A 15,447-nucleotide genomic window follows, 5' to 3' on the forward strand; every position below is an offset into this window, starting at 1 on the left:
AATATCTTATTATCAGTGATTAACAATTTATTAAAAGTGTAATTTATGTATATATTTATAGTGTATTTCATATTAAAAAGATATATCTTTGCACCACGTTAGATACAAATCCAAGAACAATGAAAAAGAGAACATGAAAGAAGAAAAGATTCCCTGCCGGATAATCCGGTACAGGGAGTTCCCCGATCTGCTTTTCGGAACGTTACGGGAAGACGGACCGGTCTATTTCGACGCGACACGCTTCATCCAGGCCAAAGGAGATGCACGCCGGCATAATGTCCGTGATTTCCGTGTCGCTTTCCATCACTGGGCAACGGCGTTGGCAGACGCCTACGGAATAGACAGGGAAAAGATGATCATCCGTGACGAGGCGTCGGGACACCTGTTAATTGATGAATGTCTGGCTCTATTATTTGTCGTTTACATCGATCCCGCGTTCGGTGTCTACCTTCTGGAGCGCGTGGACGAACTGCTGTCCGGTGGATTTACGGTTTCAGACACTTGGCTGGTACAGGCTGCCGGTCTTAGATTTACAAAGGAGGAATTAACGCAAATTTTAGAACAACATGAGACGCAGCACATTTAAACGACCCAAGATGGTGCTCATCTTCAACGGGGCACAGGTTCTTGTAGCGGTCACGCGCTCGCTGCACAGCGCGGCGGAATTGACAAAAGGCAACTTGCAGGCTATCTCATTCTGTTGCACGGGCAAGTATGTATGCAGCGGCGGATTCTATTTCAGGCATCTGCATCCGGATGTGGAAATCGAGCTGGCCGACCTCGGCACACTGATGCTGAAAGATTATGACGCCCTTTGCGGCGAGAAACGCACGTACTATCCGGTGCGCAAGATGGCACATAAGAGAGCCTTGCTTGAAAACAAACGTAAGTCTGATAACCAAAAGAAAGGAGGAAATACCTATGAGGGAAAATAGGAATGTTCCGTTCCGGGACTGGAACATAAGGGTTTCCCGGAACCATAACGGCCAGCTCCATATCTGCGCCGTGGATATATGCGATATACTCAAGCGGGACGAACTGCTTGAAAACGGCGCCATCGCCCGTGTTTGCCCGACGGCATTGAAAATCAGTTTCCGGAAAAACGGCAGGGAACAGTGGGGTTTCCGTCCCATCGATATGCGTCGGCTTTTACAACTGGTACGCAAGGAGACTATTATACCCCGTGACCTGCTTGATGAATTGGAAGTGTGGGGCAACAAGCTTCTGGAACTGGAAGCCGGGGAGCTGCACGCCGTCCCGCAGGACGACATCGTCATGCACTTCGAGGAAGGGTTCCCCGTCACGTTCCGGCGTGTCGGCGACAAGCTGATGGTCAACGCCACGCAGATCACGATGCACTTCGGGAAAATCCCGTCTGAATGGCTACGCATCGCTTCCACGGATATGCTCCGCAGGGAAATGGCCGGCAACGGACATACCGGGAAATACGAGTCGCAAGTCTTCACCACACGGGGGCGGGGGCACGGTGCGACCTGGTTGGAATCACCGCTTGTCATACCGTTGGCCAGATGGATCGCCCCTGACCTGTCTTTGGCGGAATGGTTGGGCGAGGCTATCGGCAAACTCTCCGTGAAACGAGGGAAGACAATCGTACGCGAACGCCCCAGGGTGGCGGCACCCGGTCTGCCCTGTATGGATTGTCCCATGCCGCAGGATATGGAATCGGCGACGAGACTGATTCTGGAACTGCGGAAGGTGGTGAGTGAATCCCTGCCGAAAATCGTATTCTACGAGGAGTTTATCGAGAACAGGGACTGGTTCAAGAGCACGCGCATCGCTGACGAACTCGGCATATCGCCGCGACAGTTGCACCAGTTCCTTGCCGAAGAGGGCATCTGCAAGTACGAGAAGCGGCAATGGGTGGTCTTTCCTTCCTGCCGGGCCTGGCAATGCGATGTGCCTTACACGTGGGAGAACAGCCGGGGCAAGGTATATACTTTCGGATCCACCAAACGATGGACACAGGCCGGACGGGAGTGTATCATAGAACTGTGGCGCAAGAGGAACCCTGAATACTGCCCACCGGGTGCATAGCGATGGAAACGGCATTACAGCGGATCATCCGCAAGACAGGAAGACGGCCGGTAGAGTGCCGTTGCCGTCTGTGCAGGCAGCAATGCCGGATACCGTGCCTCGGTACGCCGGAAGACATCCTCCGGTTGCTGAAAGCCGGATACAGGGAGCGTCTTGCACCCACTCGGTGGGCGGTAGGCCTGCTGTTAGGAAAAATCCCGTATATCGTGCCGATGGTACAGGCGAAACAGGAAGCAGGCGGGTGCACATTCTTTCAGGACGGACTGTGTGAACTGCATGCGGCAGGGCTCAAGCCCACTGAAGGCAGGTTGTCGCACCATACCATCACCATGGAGAACCTGAAGTTCGGAATGTCGCTCTCGTGGAACGTGGCCAAAGAATGGCTGGACGAGCGGAACTTCGACACGATACGGGAGATTGTCCGGATAATGGGAAAATAGATGAGGGACGGTTTCATGAATGAAGTATCAGTATAACCGGTTGATTCCTCCTTTGCCGATTTCATGGAACCGCCTCTTATTAATTCATACCATTTGCAAACAGTTCGTATTAGTCGCGGCTATCCTTTATCAGGAAAACATTTAAACGCGAATGATATGAAACTGAAAAGCAGAATGACCGTCGGGGAGATGTCGGAACACCTGACGGAACATACCGGCAAGTTCGCCAACCGCGTATCCGTGGGGCGTTACGCCAAAAAACTGGGATACGCCGTGTATAAACCGATGATAAACGGCAGGATATGCCAGTTCTATGTCAATCCGTCGATTAAGGATGACGGGGAAGCGGAAACATTACGGACGAACGAACGCGAAAACGGACATGAAAGGGAATGACGACAAAAGGCAACACGTGATACCGTTTATGAAATGCTTCACCGGGCTGGTCGGCGCGTTCACCCCGGAAGAGGTCATCTTCATGCTGTACATGGCAGACCGTACACGCCTGCGTGAAAAAGGTTACGACACCTTGCGCAGCAAGCGGTACTACATGGAGAACATGGAGATGGGTTCGCGGATTTTCGACAAGTGCGTGGAAAAGACAACGCGTATGGGATTGCTTGAACGGGTGCCGGTCAGCGGGATGTACGATTACCTGTGGCACATGGATTCCTACAACCGGCTTGTAGGGATATTGGCGGAACTTGGAAATCCTTTTTCTACCAGGGCATTCTGTCATCGGATGTTCGATGTGGAAAAAAGGACCGTGGCATCCGTCTCTGACGAAGAGGTCAGCCAATGGAAAGAGAGACACCGAAAAGTTTGAGCGTATCTGTCCACGGAACGTAAATGAATAAAAACAGACGGCATCGTTGTGATTTGCCGTCTGTTTTTGTGTTTTTGCGACATAAAATCCGATAAAACCGGAAGGAGGTGGTAGCCGGGTACAATATTATCCGGGCAAACGACAGAATATGCTAAATATACTTATTCAGTTCTTCCACAAGAAGATGCACCGTTGTCGAAGATTCCGCCTGTGCCGGCGGTATTCCCTCCATTCGGCGCAATACGGCTTTTGCGTTCGTGATGGCCTGAGCCTGTTTACCGCCCAGCTCCCTGAAAACACGACCGCCTGTACCGGCTTCCTTGTTGTAGGAGAAGCCCAACAAGCCGGATAGCTTTGTTTCATATTGATTTCTGTGCATCGGGCCTTGTACCAGGTTATAGTGCAGCAAGAACCAATACTCGAAAGCCTGGTTGCTGTATGCCACCCTCATGCCACCGGCTTCCGCCATACCGATAGCCCGGTTGAAATCCCGATCGGGAAAGTCATCCTTGTCAAATACCACCCAGCACTGGTCATACTCGCGTCCTTTCTTCCGCTCTTCTTCTTTCATCCGTAAAGCCTTTTGGACAAGACCTACCGTATTGAGTCCCTGGCCTACCGCTTTAATATTGGCGGAAGTCAGGCGAAATGCATTGAAATAATCCGGTTCCGTATTTACCCCCTCGCAGATGATCAGGAAGGATTGTTTGACCTCACGGACAAAACTGATACGCCTGAGTGTCCGTGCCGCGCGTGGATCACGCTTGTTCGTCCGTGCTGCCATATTCTTCCTCCCTCAGGTCAAATAACCGTTCAAACTGGCCGATGACAGGGATACCGCCATATTTCCCCATCAGGTACTCCTTTTCGAAAGGTGCACTGTTGCGAACCTTGTATTCCGCCAACGAATAGAGTTCCGAGGCTCCAAACGAATCTTTCTGTGTAAACCAGATCTGATCCCTGCGGAACAGGCTTGCATTAAGCAGGTTGGTGTCATGTGTCGTGAAAATCAACTGTGCATTCCTGGGATTTGTCACTCTGGAATTGAACAGCCCGATGATGCGACTTGTCAACAGAGGGTGCATTTTCGAGTCGAACTCGTCGACAACCAGCCTTTTGCCATGATCCAACGCGTCGATTATAGGATAAGCCAGCGAGAAGTATTTGATCGTACCCTCCGACTCGTTTACGCGGAACGGGAAAGTGACCGTCTTCGTGGCGTTGCCCTCCTCGTCATATTGCTGGTGTGAACTGATGACTGTATTGTCAACCTTGCGTATGTCGTCGATTCCGAAGTCTGCAAACCGGGCAAACTCCACAATACGCCTTTTCATGGACGGATCATCGATCTGGGCTATCGCCATTTCCCAAATCCGCTCGTCGCTGCTGCCAAGAACAATCGTGGTGTTGGCCAGCCATCCCATGATTTCCACCGAGACGCTTTCGTTGAACTGTGCTGCCACGGAAAGAAGCAGCGCATTGTCGCGCACCATTTTTTTGGCGACAACCTCTTTGCCGACCGAAAATTTGGGATGCAGTTCATACTCATCGCCGTCACGCAGGAACAGTTCCACCTCCTTTGCCTTGCGCTTGTTGCCCTTTTGATAAAGCCACTCCCGGTGTACACGTTTTTCATCGACTTCAAACCCATAGCGGTATTGGACCGTTTCGTCGGCAAAGACCGCCTCAAAATAACTGGGCTCCTGTTCCGTCCTCCGGTTGAGACGGAAACTTTCCACCCGTATGCTTTCGCCGGACTGCACGCCTTTGGAGGAATTGATGACAAACCATTTGAAGAAATCGAGCGCTTTGACTAGATTCGATTTCCCGCTGGCATTGGCCCCGTAGATGACCGCACTCTTCAGCAAAGAGAGGTTCGTACCTTCAAGCTCAAAAACAATCTCATCGGACCGGGTCTGTTTTTCTTTCAGCGCGGAAGCAGCCAAAGACAAGGTCGCCGGCTCCTTGAACGAAAGGAAATTTTCGACTGTGAACTGAATAATCATATTATATCGCAGTTATATGTAAATTTCATGCAAATATAGGGGATATTTTTTATATATAGATGTTTTATCGGATCTCTTTTTGCGGTTATTTTCCTGCACGTGAAAATCAGACCGTTTTCGTTCTTGCAATGCTGCCCTGCAAAAGGCGACTGCAATTTTCCGAAGCGGCAACATCGGCTTGCGATTCATGCTCCCGATAGTGGAATTTGGGTGGAAAGACGCGAAATTCGCCACATCTTTCCCCTCAATGTGGTACAAATGTACCGTGTATCTGACAGGAGGGGTGTTACAAATGTAGCAACAATACTATAAGTAGTATTATACAAGAAGAAAGAAGAAAGATGTACTTTTTTCTTTGACGCAAAGAAAAAAGATACCAAAAAAGAAACAAATCATGACAGACGGCACGCCGTCTGTTTTTTTGAATCGGAAAGTGTTGAAAACGGATAAGATGAGGATTAAAGGACCACTTCCTCCCCAGATACAAGAGAGAGAAACAGAACGAATACCTTATACCGTCACCCTCTTACCGTCTGGCATCCTTGTCGCGGTTCAGCCTTACGACAGAGCGCACGCAGTCACGTACCAGTTCGGCATCCCTCCACTCCATGAAATAGTTCCCGCATTCCAACCGTTTCCTGTCCGCCGGCCTGTTGTTGTCCCTGCATTCACGGATTTCCAGTATGTCATTCAGGTAATAGTACTTGTCACCGCGTCTGACACGTGTTGCCAGCCGTTCGAGTTCCTTCAGCCGTCCGTTCCATGCAAGCCCTTTCTGGCGTAGGGCATCGGAAAGCCTGCTACGGCCACTGGTTCCGATAGGCAGTATCTGGAGATTCACCGCGTACCCGACTGTTTCATGCAGGGAATAGCGCAGGCTCCCGTCTTCGTCCAGCAGGCAATACAGCACAACATGTCCTTTTGCGTCGATTTCCTTGAAAGCCCCCAGTATTACATGCTCATCCAAGATGCTGAGTTTTACCAACTGCCCGTCTTTGGGAGCATAGAGAGATTCCGAACATACACCCCGGCGCTTGTCCCATGCAAGATGGCCTTCGTTCAGCAGGCGTTGGAGGGCAATCTTTTGCTCTGCGCTCGCTTCCCGGCAATCATTCAGAAACATGACCGCGTCATCGGTAACGAGTTCTCTGCCCGCAGTCATCCTTACCGGAACCGACACGCAATTACCCGTGACATCTCCCACAAGTCCGGTTTCCGATGTCCCACCGTTGAAGACGACCATTCCCTTGCGAATGGACGACCCACCCGTGCTGTCTTTCGGAATACTCCCGATTTTCTTCTTATGATATGATTCCATTCTTTCGATTCTTTATCCAGATATTTCCTGTAACAGCAAAATGCCATACTTCATACATAAGTGGATACAATACGGCAAATATACGTATAATTCACCAAAAAGGCAGGTGACTGAACCCCATTTCTTCTGCATTTCCACGGTTTCCTGTATAAAGTCACAAAAACCGTACAAATAAGTCGGAATCCATGTGGATAGCTTCGTTCTGTATATTCTATATGATTAAGGAACAAAACATTACAAGATTGTCCGATTGTGAAAAGCATATCCGAACATACTGAATGACAGGAATACACATCCTCCTTTTCCGTCGTCCAATCCGGTTAAGAACAGTCAATATACCGACGTGTCTCTATATATTTTTTGATACGTTTTCAGCGTATCTAAAAAACAGCTTCAAGCCGGAACCCGGAAATCGTGCAGAAAGTCTGTACACCCGTGAAAATTGAAAGGACAGGCATCCACAAATGAGAATATTTCAAAAATATGGGACATGGTGAACACCAGCACCTTAAGCAACCATGATAAATACAAGTACTTTACTGTATATTTTTTGATACCTGCTTACAGTTTCAATCCGAAAGCCGCATTTTGAGCCGTTTTGGAAAACCGGACTTGAAAAAACGGCCCGAGGACAGAGACCGAATCCGCACCCGAGGGTACACCCTCCCCAATCTTTTTATTTTTATTACACCATTGAATATCAATAATTTATTAGGTTTACTTTTGTATAAAGTAAGCCTAAAAACGTCTTTTACATTATCTTTGCTTACAAATTGAAAGTAAAAAAATCTTTTCAGTCCTATTTTATCCATTTTAAGCAGCTAATAATCTGATAATCAATAGACAAAACTGATTTTGATTTTATACATACGTTGAAACGGGGCTTTTTTGATTTTTGCAAAGGAAAAATTTTTTTCAAAGAAAATCATTTTTTCTATTTTATTGATATTCAACTATTTACAAATTCACTTCGCGCGCGTGCGTTCCATATTCGCAAAAAGGCTGTTTTTGGAACGTTCCAAATTTTTTTTCTCAAAAAGTTTTGCAGTTCTGAAAAACGGTTTTATAATAGTCATGTACTCGAAAGCCAAACAAACGGCAAACAAGTACGGAGAAAAACGAATAAAAAAATAGATAGTAAAAAACAGAATTAAAAAACAGAAAAGCAAAGACCGCCGAGAGCGAGAAACAAAAACGGCGTTTACACGAAAGTGAGTTGTTGAGCCGTCAAAGGGTAACACCCGAAACAACACCGTGTGCGTTTAGGTACGCTTAAAGAGTGCGTTAAATAACCACGCTTCGCACGGGGCAATAATACCAGTATTGCCAACCTACGAAAGTAGGGAAATTTATGGAACGGGATAAATCGTATTTATTCCGAGTGCCGGAAATACGTCAAGACTTTTGCAAGTCGCTGGGAGTATTGAGAATACCGCCACTGAAAAGGACGTGCAAGAATAATGCCATAATTGCGCCCTTGTGCGCACGGAGATAAAATGCACGGTAGCGGAAAAACAGTCCGCACGGAGCTTGAGAAAAGAGCATTGCCAATGTTATGCCCATAATCACCAGCCGCCCACCGCCTTACTGTTAGCTGCCGGATTGGAAAAGATCCGGAACGTGCCAGAGAAGCGTCTTGCCGAAATTGGAGTAAAGCAGCGCAGAGCCACGACACGATGAGTAGAACTCGTGCAAAGATACGATATGCCGAAAATGCGCTCATTTGGATAGCTCTGCTATGGGGTACGTTTTAAGTGCGACAAAGTTACGAAAAATTTTGCCGTGCAGGGTGAAATGCACGGCAAATTTTTGGGCGCGTGGCAGGAAATGCCACACTTTGCGCTATGGTGCAAAGTTCGGGGTTCGACTCCCCGAGTGCCCGCAATGCGTGATTTTGCGCAGTGTTTCTAAAATTTTATCATTATGGCAACTTCTAAATTGAACAAGGAACAGTATGCAAACATCGGTTCGTTTGCAGGTATCATGTTGGTTTACAACTCTACCAACAAGGACGGTGAACTCGTGCAGACGGCACAGCACTTTTTCGGTGCGGACTTTGAGCCTGCCGACAAGTCGGACAACGAGATTTTCCGTGTGATTAAAAACATGGTCGCAACTATGTGGCACACCATTGCGGAGGAAAAGAAACTGCGTGCCGATGCCGACGGCATACGCTCGAAATTCCGTGCCACAACCCCTGCGGAAATCATCATCTGCGAGAAGTCGGGAAATCGTATCAAGAAGTACGACCTTACCGACAGCGTTTGGGCGCGTATCGGTCTTGTGCCGACCAAAGTAGACCTCGAGAAGTCAAACCGTGATTTCCAAAAGACAATCCATGCCGCTGCAAAGGCTATCCGCAACGCCATGGATTTCGCCCCGAACCTCGCCAGCCTCGAAAAGCCAACCGAGAAAACGACCAAGACCGGCAAGGCTGAAAAGGTGGCGGAACAGCCTGCCGGAACGGTTGCCGACGAAAGCAAAAAGGCGGCATAAGGGCAACGGAGTAACTGAAACCTGCCCGAAAAAGGCAAAAGGACGGCAGGCAGCCCGCTGAACGTGTGGGACTGCCTGCCCTTTTCGTATCTGCCGTCGTAAGCGCGTGTTCTTGTGACGTATGCCACGGATACGCGCTTTTCATTTCGGGCGAAAGCAACTGTAACGTGATAGGCGAAAAGAATTTCCCGGCAAAAAACGGTGCTGGGACTGTACCTCCGCCGCAGGACGGGGAGTACACCGTGGACGACCTGAAGACCGCTCTGGAAGAGTCCGAGCGGTCGCTGCATGATGCCGTCTTCATAGCCCGCCAAGTGTGGGAGAAGGACTGCGATGCCGTGAAGTTCGACATCGACGACCTTGTGCAGATAGAATCGGCATTGCAGGAGATATGCAACATCACCGCAGGAATTGACAGCGGGGACGATGGCGAGTGACATGACGCGCACACGTGCTGCGGAAACTGCGGGGCGTGCGCGCTTTTTCGGGCATTGATATACACTGTGTCAGGATTGCACCCTGAAATGCCCGCACTTTTCTAAAATTCCCTCCGATATGACTTCCTTGCGCCGTGAGGCGTTGTGCCTACCTTGTATATAACACGGTTAAGCACGGTCTGGCGTTCTGCGGAACCGCCTGCCGTGCTTCCGCTGTTATCCTGTGCGGGGAAGCGGAGAACGGATGTGCCAATAATAAAACGAATAAATATGATAGAAGTGTTTGACGCAAAGCGCACCCGCAGTTACGGGTGCTTTGCCAGTTTCAAGGCTGCCACCGATACGCTTGACAGCCTTGCCGCGACGGGACAGCTCGGAAGTGTGCCCGCTGTCAGCGTGGCGGCGTATTGCAGCGGCGTGTTACAACGGGAATATGAAGCGGTGTTTGTCGGTGGGAAATGGCGTGTGCCGAAATCTCCGAAAAGGCGGATGCCGGAAACGAGACCTGCCCGTGGGAGACGTCGGCGGAAATGGTGCAAGGAGTACGCTACGGCGGAGCTGATGTTCCGAGAAGGGTTTCCCGACCATTTGAACCGCAGTTATCCGCTCTCGGCGGACAGCCTGAGACGGTGCAACCGGAAATGCAGAATTTATATGCAATAATAAAAACGCAATGAGTATGAAAACATTAGCAGACGTGAAACGGAAAATGACGCTTGGCTCGAAGTGGCGGTGTGTCCGGCTGTTCGAGGGCGGAAAAGACCTCGGCGTGCGTGAGGTCGGGAAAGTGCAGGGTAATGCCGTGGCATTCCTCAAACCCGACGGGAAACTCTCGTGGCTATGGTGGCCAAAGGCAAAGGACGTGCAGGTGGAAGAAAACGCCTTCACCGTGCTCCAGAACGGAGTGCCCAAGCTCAAGTACATCTATGCCGGATAGGTGTTCCGGAAAAAATCATGCAAAATAATATGAATTAATAACAACTATGGGGGCGGAATGCCCCTATGCTTTTATAAACGGATAAAGAAAATGACAGAAATAACGAGAAAGCAGATATCTGGTCTGCGGGTAAAGATGTATTAACGGCTATGGGAGAGGAACATAGAATCAACGAGATAAAAGGTGTCATCATCAGCCGTGCCCTGCTCAAGGAATACGGGTATGATGGCGATATGCCCACCGACAAACAGATGCAGGTCATCGGCAACGGGTTACTTGAATACTGGGGCGTAAGCGACGGTTTCAAGGAAGCCCTCGCCAGTACAATGGAGAACATGTTCGGTGTAAAAGCAAAAGATTAGGTCTATGGAAACGAAAGAACTTACTACCCACCAGCGTGGTGTTATTCTACGCGGCATCTGCGGCGGGGCTGCATTGAAAGACAAGTCGCCGCAAATATCTGAAAACAATACCGTCATAACCTGCGCCGGAGGGTTGGAGATTTGGGACATCTGCTGCATCAGCAGTGATGCCGAAGCCTTCGGCCTGAAACCGTCCTTCGGTTATGACGGGCACACGAGAATCACTTTCACCCCCAAAGAATAAGCGGAATGAAATCATATTACTACTTGGACTACCTGCACCGTGAAATCTTCCTTGAAGAGGAGGATATTCAGACCGTTCCGGAATCAGGCAGGGCGGACGATGCCTGTTCCGCCATTGCCGAAAAGCCGTATGTCGTGGAGCAGTTCATGGCGGACTCTTTCCGGACACTCAAAGATGTGGCCAGCCGCCTGTGCGATTCCCCTGATATTAAAAGCCGCCACGATGCGCTGATGTATATCGTGTGGAGGGTGGCACTGGACATCAAGGAGTGGCGGACTCTGAGCCATAGCGAAGCCGCCGTCAAGGTAACCCGTGAGGACGGTTTCGTGTGGCTGCTTGTATCGGCGGAAAATGCCCGGAAGCTATGGGAGGCAGACGTATTCTCCCTGTACAGGCTTTATGCCGATGATTCGGAATCCCTGATCGAAAGCGAGGCGGAGCTGGAATCGACTATCAAGGGCGGATACCAGATAGGTATCGAGGTGGGGTTCGCCTCTGTAATGGACCATGCCGCCCGGATGAAGCAACAATAAAAATCGGAAACAATCAAATAACGAAATCAAGAAGAAAGGTATGGAAACAACATTATTGACAAAGGAAAATGCCCATCGTGTGACCATGGTGCGGCGTGTGGATGCCCCGGAAAGCGAACCGGTAGCGTTTCTTTTCAGGGGAAAGAGACACGGGTATTGCAGCTATTCCCATCTTGTAGGGAATCCGGGCAAGGAAGAAATCCTCGCCCCGGCGGACTTCAAGGACTGGGAAGTTGTGGAAGTGGCGCACCCGGGCTATCTGGAAGAATATTTCAAGCAGGCGTGCAGCTCCTACAACCTCACCTCCTTCTCACCCGACGAGCGGGGTGAGTCAGACATCGCCTCGCACGAAAAGGAACTGCACGAGGATTTGCAGTCGATGCCCGAGCAGCAGCGGGAACGTTACATGGAAAACTACAAACGCTATTTCTCTGCCATGATCGCCGCCAACAGCCGTTGTGCCAGCGCGATGATTACGGGACCTGCACGCTTCAACACGGGCCGCAACGAAAAGGCCTGCAACAGCCACGCCAAGAGCGTCACGGCGTTCCGGGAATGGCGAGAACGTGCACTCGAAGCGATTCGCAAGGCTACCGAAGCGGCCAAGCCCGAAGAACAGCGTCTCGAGGAGGAGTGGCAGAAGGTCAAAGCCTTTATCGACGATGCCGCCTCGACCATTCACGGTATCGATACGGGTACGGCACGAGGCTACAGCCGGGCTCTCTTCGTCAGCAACCTCGCCGGGCGACTCTCCACCTATGTCAACCATGGCAACGTGGAAATCATCGACCGTGCCGTCGCTCGTCTGCGAGAGTGGAACGACAAAGTCAAGAAACCTGTCGTCACGGCACGCCATTCAATCTTCAAGTATCCCGAACTCGTCCGCAAGGTGCGGGAAAAGCAGCAGGAACGGGCAAGCCGTGAAAATCGTGAGATTCCGTTCGATGGCGGCAAGGTGGTCTACAACTTCGAAGAAGACCGCCTGCAAATCCTCTTCGACAAAATACCCGATACCGATATGCGTACAACCTTGAAGCGTAACGCTTTCAAGTGGGCGCCACGCAACCAGGCATGGCAGCGCCAGCTCACCCGCAATGCCGAATATGCCGCCGGTCAGGTGTTGAAAATAACCATTTAATCCAGTGCCCATGAGATACATCATCGATTCACGTTATTTCGACGGGACATGCCTCACGTCGATGTCGGATGACATGCACAGCGACTACGGCGGCGAGACGCTGGAAGCACTGCGCGAAAGGGAGAAGAACCCGTACCTGGTCGCTGTATCACCGGTACGCATGACACTGCTTGTGAAGCGTTATACCCGGGCACTTTGCAAGCCCTTCCATGAAATTACGGAGGAACGTTATTACGAACTGCTGGAATGCCTGCCTCCGGCCCGCATGCAGAGCGACTGGTTCTTTGTCGGGGAACCGTATTACCGAAACCTGTACGCGCTCTGTTTCGAGTCGGACGGCAGGTATTTCCGGGCGGAACGTCCCATACGTCTTTCCAATGCGGAAATCTACCGCCAGATTCGGGAACACATGGAGAAAGTAAACCTGCATCCCGCCATCGTCAAGAAGGCTTCCTTTGTCAAATATGTCAATTGGTACAAAAAGACGGTCACCTACATACCGTACTATTTCGAGTATGGAGGTAAAATATATTTCCTGAAGAACCTCGCCACTCGGACGGGATCCGAATTTGGCGACCGCCGGGAACGGAACGAGATGGCGGCATTGCTGAGGAACCTGCGCGGAAACCGCTACGAATACTGCACTTTCTACTCCCAAAAGAAGGACATCTTCGAGTTTTTTGACTGGCTACGGAAGAACAAATACACGCTGGAAATCCAGGGCGACTTGTTCGACTTTGCGGATGACCGCTCCCACGTGGACTTTCACGGCAATGTATGCGAGTATTCGGCTGTGTTCCATTACCGCATCTATTCACGCGAGCTTTTTGGCCATATCATTAACCAGCTACGCACCGTGAAACGGTATCACGCGTGGCATAAAAGGAGGGAAATACGATGAAAATCTCAAATGAACCTACCCCATACCTCCTGCTCAAGGCAGGAACTGACAGTGCATGGGATTGCTGCGACTTTGCAATCGTGTACCTGTCAAAAGAGTGGAGACAGACACAGTCCGGCAGGCTGGAAGCCGTCAAGCCATTCAAGGATGACATCAGTTTCCAGTCTTTGAACTTTTATGACATATCGGTTGGTTTTTACCAGCCGGACGAGGACGGGATACTGGGCAGCGAGGACTTGCCGGAAGACAATAACTGGTGCTTCGTGGAACTGACCGAAACGGAACTGGAAAGGTTGGTTCCGCCGGACAATGTGCTGGTCAGCCATATCTTGGCGGTATTTGCAAACGGGGAAGCCAGATACCGGGCGTACGGCAAACATACCGACGAGCGATTCTATACTGAAAAATTCCCTTTGCAACAGATTTTGGATATACTGGCGAGTCATGAATCTTAAAATTTCAAAGCAACTATGACAGAAATCATCAAAACGGACGGAACACGCCAACCCGTGCAGCCAGCCAATGGCTCAGACTTCACGCTGGAGGAGATGCAGGCGATTGTCGGCGGCTACATCGAACTGGTGGAACTGGACGGGAGCACGACAATGGTCGTCAACGAGGAAGGCAAACTTATCCCTCTGTCCCTCAATCTTGAAGCGAGCAGGATATTCCGTGCTCATCACCCGGCGTCGAAAGACTTCATCGTTGGGGACGTACTTGTGTGCAATAACAATCAAATCAGATAAAATTATGGATAAAGAGAAAGCAAAAGCGCTCAGCAAGACCCTCGCATGCTACAAAGAATTACAAGAGAATAACAGTGTAAACCTGATCGAGTTCCATACCGCTGACGGGCAGAAACACGGTATCGGCAACCCGGAAGCCATCAAGCTGTTGCTTTCGGTGGCCGTCATCGAACTGGAACGCCAGCTCCGGACCGCACAGTTCGGTGATATTCCGGAAAGCCTGGAGAACAGCCGCGAGTACAAGGCGGCCAAACAGCTGGAATACGCCATGAACGATTTGGGATTCAAGTCCGAACGTTTCGCCCAGGCTCTTCCTTATTTCCACAAGACACTGGAACAGACATTCTTCAGAACGGTAAAGGCTTCCATTACCGCTATGGCAGGGCGTGATTCACGCTGCATTGACGACCGCAACCGTGCTTCATACGAGATGTGTCAAATGCTGGCCTCCATGCTGGAAGATACCCGTCTGCCCTTTATCTAAATGCCATGTTCATAGACGAGAGGACACAAAACCGCCTCCATGCCGTGCCGGGAGAGAGTATCTCCCACGGCACGATGCGCACGCAGGACCTGATTCCGGCGTTCTTGGACGTTATCCGTGACACACCGGAGTACGTGCAGGTGATGAATGCCATCCCCGCCCATGCCATGGAGGACAAAGAAGCAGACTGGTGGAACAGCGATGACGCGGCGGGATTGCTGGAATCGCTGTTCGACACGCTCGATAGTTACTCACCGGAGGGGTACTATTTCGGTGCTCATCTCGGTGACGGGTCCGATTACGGATTTTGGAAAATGGACAAGTGAATGTCGGAACATGGTACGGATTACAAAAGACAAGCGGCATGACATTCTCAAAGACGGGATTTGTATCGGGCAAATCTATCTTGCCCGTGCCGAAAGCAGGAAATTAAGATACTGGGCAATCTCTTGCATGAGTGGAATCGGCTTCAACACTTTCAATGAAGCCCGCAGTTATGCCAAGGATTTCCTTTAATAAAAGAA

24 protein-coding genes are annotated in these 15,447 nt (G+C 50.2%); 21 read left to right on the forward strand and 3 right to left on the reverse strand.

Translation table 11 applies throughout. The features are described from left to right. Positions 1–88: 88 nt before the first annotated feature. From DWZ47_RS15405 to DWZ47_RS15430, 6 genes are all read left to right on the forward strand, one after another. Positions 89–586: a hypothetical protein gene (locus DWZ47_RS15405; RefSeq protein WP_004303968.1), complete on the forward strand. Its 498-nt coding sequence runs from the start codon at positions 89–91 to the stop codon at positions 584–586. A 10-nt stretch (positions 587–596) separates the two neighbouring features. Then, a complete protein-coding gene (locus DWZ47_RS15410; RefSeq protein ID WP_117513722.1) occupies positions 597–935 on the forward strand; it encodes a hypothetical protein in 339 nt (112 codons plus the stop codon). Continuing rightward, on the forward strand, positions 922–2,055 hold the full coding sequence (locus tag DWZ47_RS15415; RefSeq protein ID WP_004303966.1) for a phage antirepressor KilAC domain-containing protein: 1,134 nt from the start codon (positions 922–924) through the stop codon (positions 2,053–2,055). The genes DWZ47_RS15410 and DWZ47_RS15415 overlap by 14 nt, the downstream gene beginning before the upstream one ends. A gap of 2 nt (positions 2,056–2,057) precedes the next feature. Next, complete coding sequence (locus DWZ47_RS31390) at positions 2,058–2,495, forward strand: hypothetical protein (RefSeq protein ID WP_004293615.1); 438 nt, start codon at positions 2,058–2,060, stop codon at positions 2,493–2,495. Positions 2,496–2,651: 156 nt separating this feature from the next. After that, complete coding sequence (locus DWZ47_RS15425; RefSeq protein WP_004293616.1) at positions 2,652–2,891, forward strand: hypothetical protein; 240 nt, start codon at positions 2,652–2,654, stop codon at positions 2,889–2,891. Then, positions 2,878–3,321, forward strand: a complete 444-nt coding sequence (locus tag DWZ47_RS15430; RefSeq protein WP_004293617.1) for a hypothetical protein — start codon at positions 2,878–2,880, stop codon at positions 3,319–3,321. Before DWZ47_RS15425 ends, DWZ47_RS15430 begins: the two co-directional genes overlap by 14 nt. A gap of 151 nt (positions 3,322–3,472) precedes the next feature. Here DWZ47_RS15430 and DWZ47_RS15435 read toward each other — a convergent pair whose 3' ends face one another. The 3 genes from DWZ47_RS15435 to DWZ47_RS15445 all read right to left on the reverse strand — a co-directional run bounded on the left by DWZ47_RS15435 (position 3,473) and on the right by DWZ47_RS15445 (position 6,645). Beyond that, positions 3,473–4,105, reverse strand: coding sequence for an RloB family protein (locus tag DWZ47_RS15435; protein WP_004293618.1), 633 nt, complete (start codon positions 4,103–4,105; stop codon positions 3,473–3,475). After that, positions 4,080–5,327: an AAA family ATPase gene (locus tag DWZ47_RS15440; RefSeq protein WP_004293619.1), complete on the reverse strand. Its 1,248-nt coding sequence runs from the start codon at positions 5,325–5,327 to the stop codon at positions 4,080–4,082. The genes DWZ47_RS15435 and DWZ47_RS15440 overlap by 26 nt, the downstream gene beginning before the upstream one ends. A gap of 526 nt (positions 5,328–5,853) precedes the next feature. After that, complete coding sequence (locus DWZ47_RS15445) at positions 5,854–6,645, reverse strand: hypothetical protein (protein ID WP_117513723.1); 792 nt, start codon at positions 6,643–6,645, stop codon at positions 5,854–5,856. Between the two features lie 1,479 nt (positions 6,646–8,124). On the opposite strand from DWZ47_RS15445, the gene DWZ47_RS30345 reads away from it, so the two are divergent. From DWZ47_RS30345 to DWZ47_RS15525, 15 genes are all read left to right on the forward strand, one after another. Further along, the gene (locus DWZ47_RS30345) at positions 8,125–8,325 is read left to right on the forward strand and encodes a hypothetical protein (protein ID WP_127075377.1); all 201 of its coding nucleotides are present in this window, start codon (positions 8,125–8,127) and stop codon (positions 8,323–8,325) included. Between the two features lie 243 nt (positions 8,326–8,568). Next, positions 8,569–9,141, forward strand: coding sequence for a hypothetical protein (locus DWZ47_RS15460; RefSeq protein ID WP_004293623.1), 573 nt, complete (start codon positions 8,569–8,571; stop codon positions 9,139–9,141). Positions 9,142–9,308: 167 nt separating this feature from the next. Further along, positions 9,309–9,578, forward strand: coding sequence for a hypothetical protein (locus DWZ47_RS15465; RefSeq protein ID WP_008143004.1), 270 nt, complete (start codon positions 9,309–9,311; stop codon positions 9,576–9,578). Positions 9,579–9,848: 270 nt separating this feature from the next. Then, entirely contained in the window at positions 9,849–10,241 is a 393-nt protein-coding gene (locus tag DWZ47_RS15470) for a hypothetical protein (protein WP_004303960.1), read from the forward strand. A 16-nt stretch (positions 10,242–10,257) separates the two neighbouring features. After that, positions 10,258–10,515, forward strand: a complete 258-nt coding sequence (locus tag DWZ47_RS15475; RefSeq protein ID WP_004303959.1) for a hypothetical protein — start codon at positions 10,258–10,260, stop codon at positions 10,513–10,515. Between the two features lie 149 nt (positions 10,516–10,664). Next, positions 10,665–10,877, forward strand: a complete 213-nt coding sequence (locus DWZ47_RS15480) for a hypothetical protein (protein ID WP_004293628.1) — start codon at positions 10,665–10,667, stop codon at positions 10,875–10,877. A gap of 4 nt (positions 10,878–10,881) precedes the next feature. Next, positions 10,882–11,121 (forward strand): hypothetical protein, encoded by a 240-nt coding sequence (locus DWZ47_RS15485; RefSeq protein ID WP_004293629.1) that lies wholly within the window; start codon positions 10,882–10,884, stop codon positions 11,119–11,121. A 5-nt stretch (positions 11,122–11,126) separates the two neighbouring features. Beyond that, positions 11,127–11,654, forward strand: coding sequence for a hypothetical protein (locus tag DWZ47_RS15490; protein WP_004293630.1), 528 nt, complete (start codon positions 11,127–11,129; stop codon positions 11,652–11,654). A 40-nt stretch (positions 11,655–11,694) separates the two neighbouring features. Next, positions 11,695–12,792, forward strand: coding sequence for a hypothetical protein (locus tag DWZ47_RS15495; protein WP_004293631.1), 1,098 nt, complete (start codon positions 11,695–11,697; stop codon positions 12,790–12,792). A gap of 10 nt (positions 12,793–12,802) precedes the next feature. Continuing rightward, entirely contained in the window at positions 12,803–13,693 is an 891-nt protein-coding gene (locus tag DWZ47_RS15500; protein ID WP_008860787.1) for a hypothetical protein, read from the forward strand. Then, positions 13,690–14,148, forward strand: coding sequence for a hypothetical protein (locus DWZ47_RS15505; protein WP_008143016.1), 459 nt, complete (start codon positions 13,690–13,692; stop codon positions 14,146–14,148). The genes DWZ47_RS15500 and DWZ47_RS15505 overlap by 4 nt, the downstream gene beginning before the upstream one ends. A 15-nt stretch (positions 14,149–14,163) precedes the next feature. Beyond that, on the forward strand, positions 14,164–14,439 hold the full coding sequence (locus DWZ47_RS15510; protein ID WP_008143017.1) for a DUF3846 domain-containing protein: 276 nt from the start codon (positions 14,164–14,166) through the stop codon (positions 14,437–14,439). A gap of 4 nt (positions 14,440–14,443) precedes the next feature. Then, complete coding sequence (locus DWZ47_RS15515) at positions 14,444–14,923, forward strand: hypothetical protein (protein WP_004293635.1); 480 nt, start codon at positions 14,444–14,446, stop codon at positions 14,921–14,923. 5 nt (positions 14,924–14,928) lie between these two features. Continuing rightward, positions 14,929–15,249 (forward strand): hypothetical protein, encoded by a 321-nt coding sequence (locus DWZ47_RS15520; RefSeq protein ID WP_004303957.1) that lies wholly within the window; start codon positions 14,929–14,931, stop codon positions 15,247–15,249. A gap of 10 nt (positions 15,250–15,259) precedes the next feature. After that, positions 15,260–15,439, forward strand: a complete 180-nt coding sequence (locus DWZ47_RS15525; protein WP_008143020.1) for a hypothetical protein — start codon at positions 15,260–15,262, stop codon at positions 15,437–15,439. The last annotated feature ends 8 nt before the right edge of the window (positions 15,440–15,447 follow it).

The organism is Bacteroides sp. AF32-8BH (assembly GCF_003435205.1).
In the GTDB taxonomy this organism is placed as follows: Bacteria; Bacteroidota; Bacteroidia; order Bacteroidales; family Bacteroidaceae; genus Bacteroides; species Bacteroides ovatus.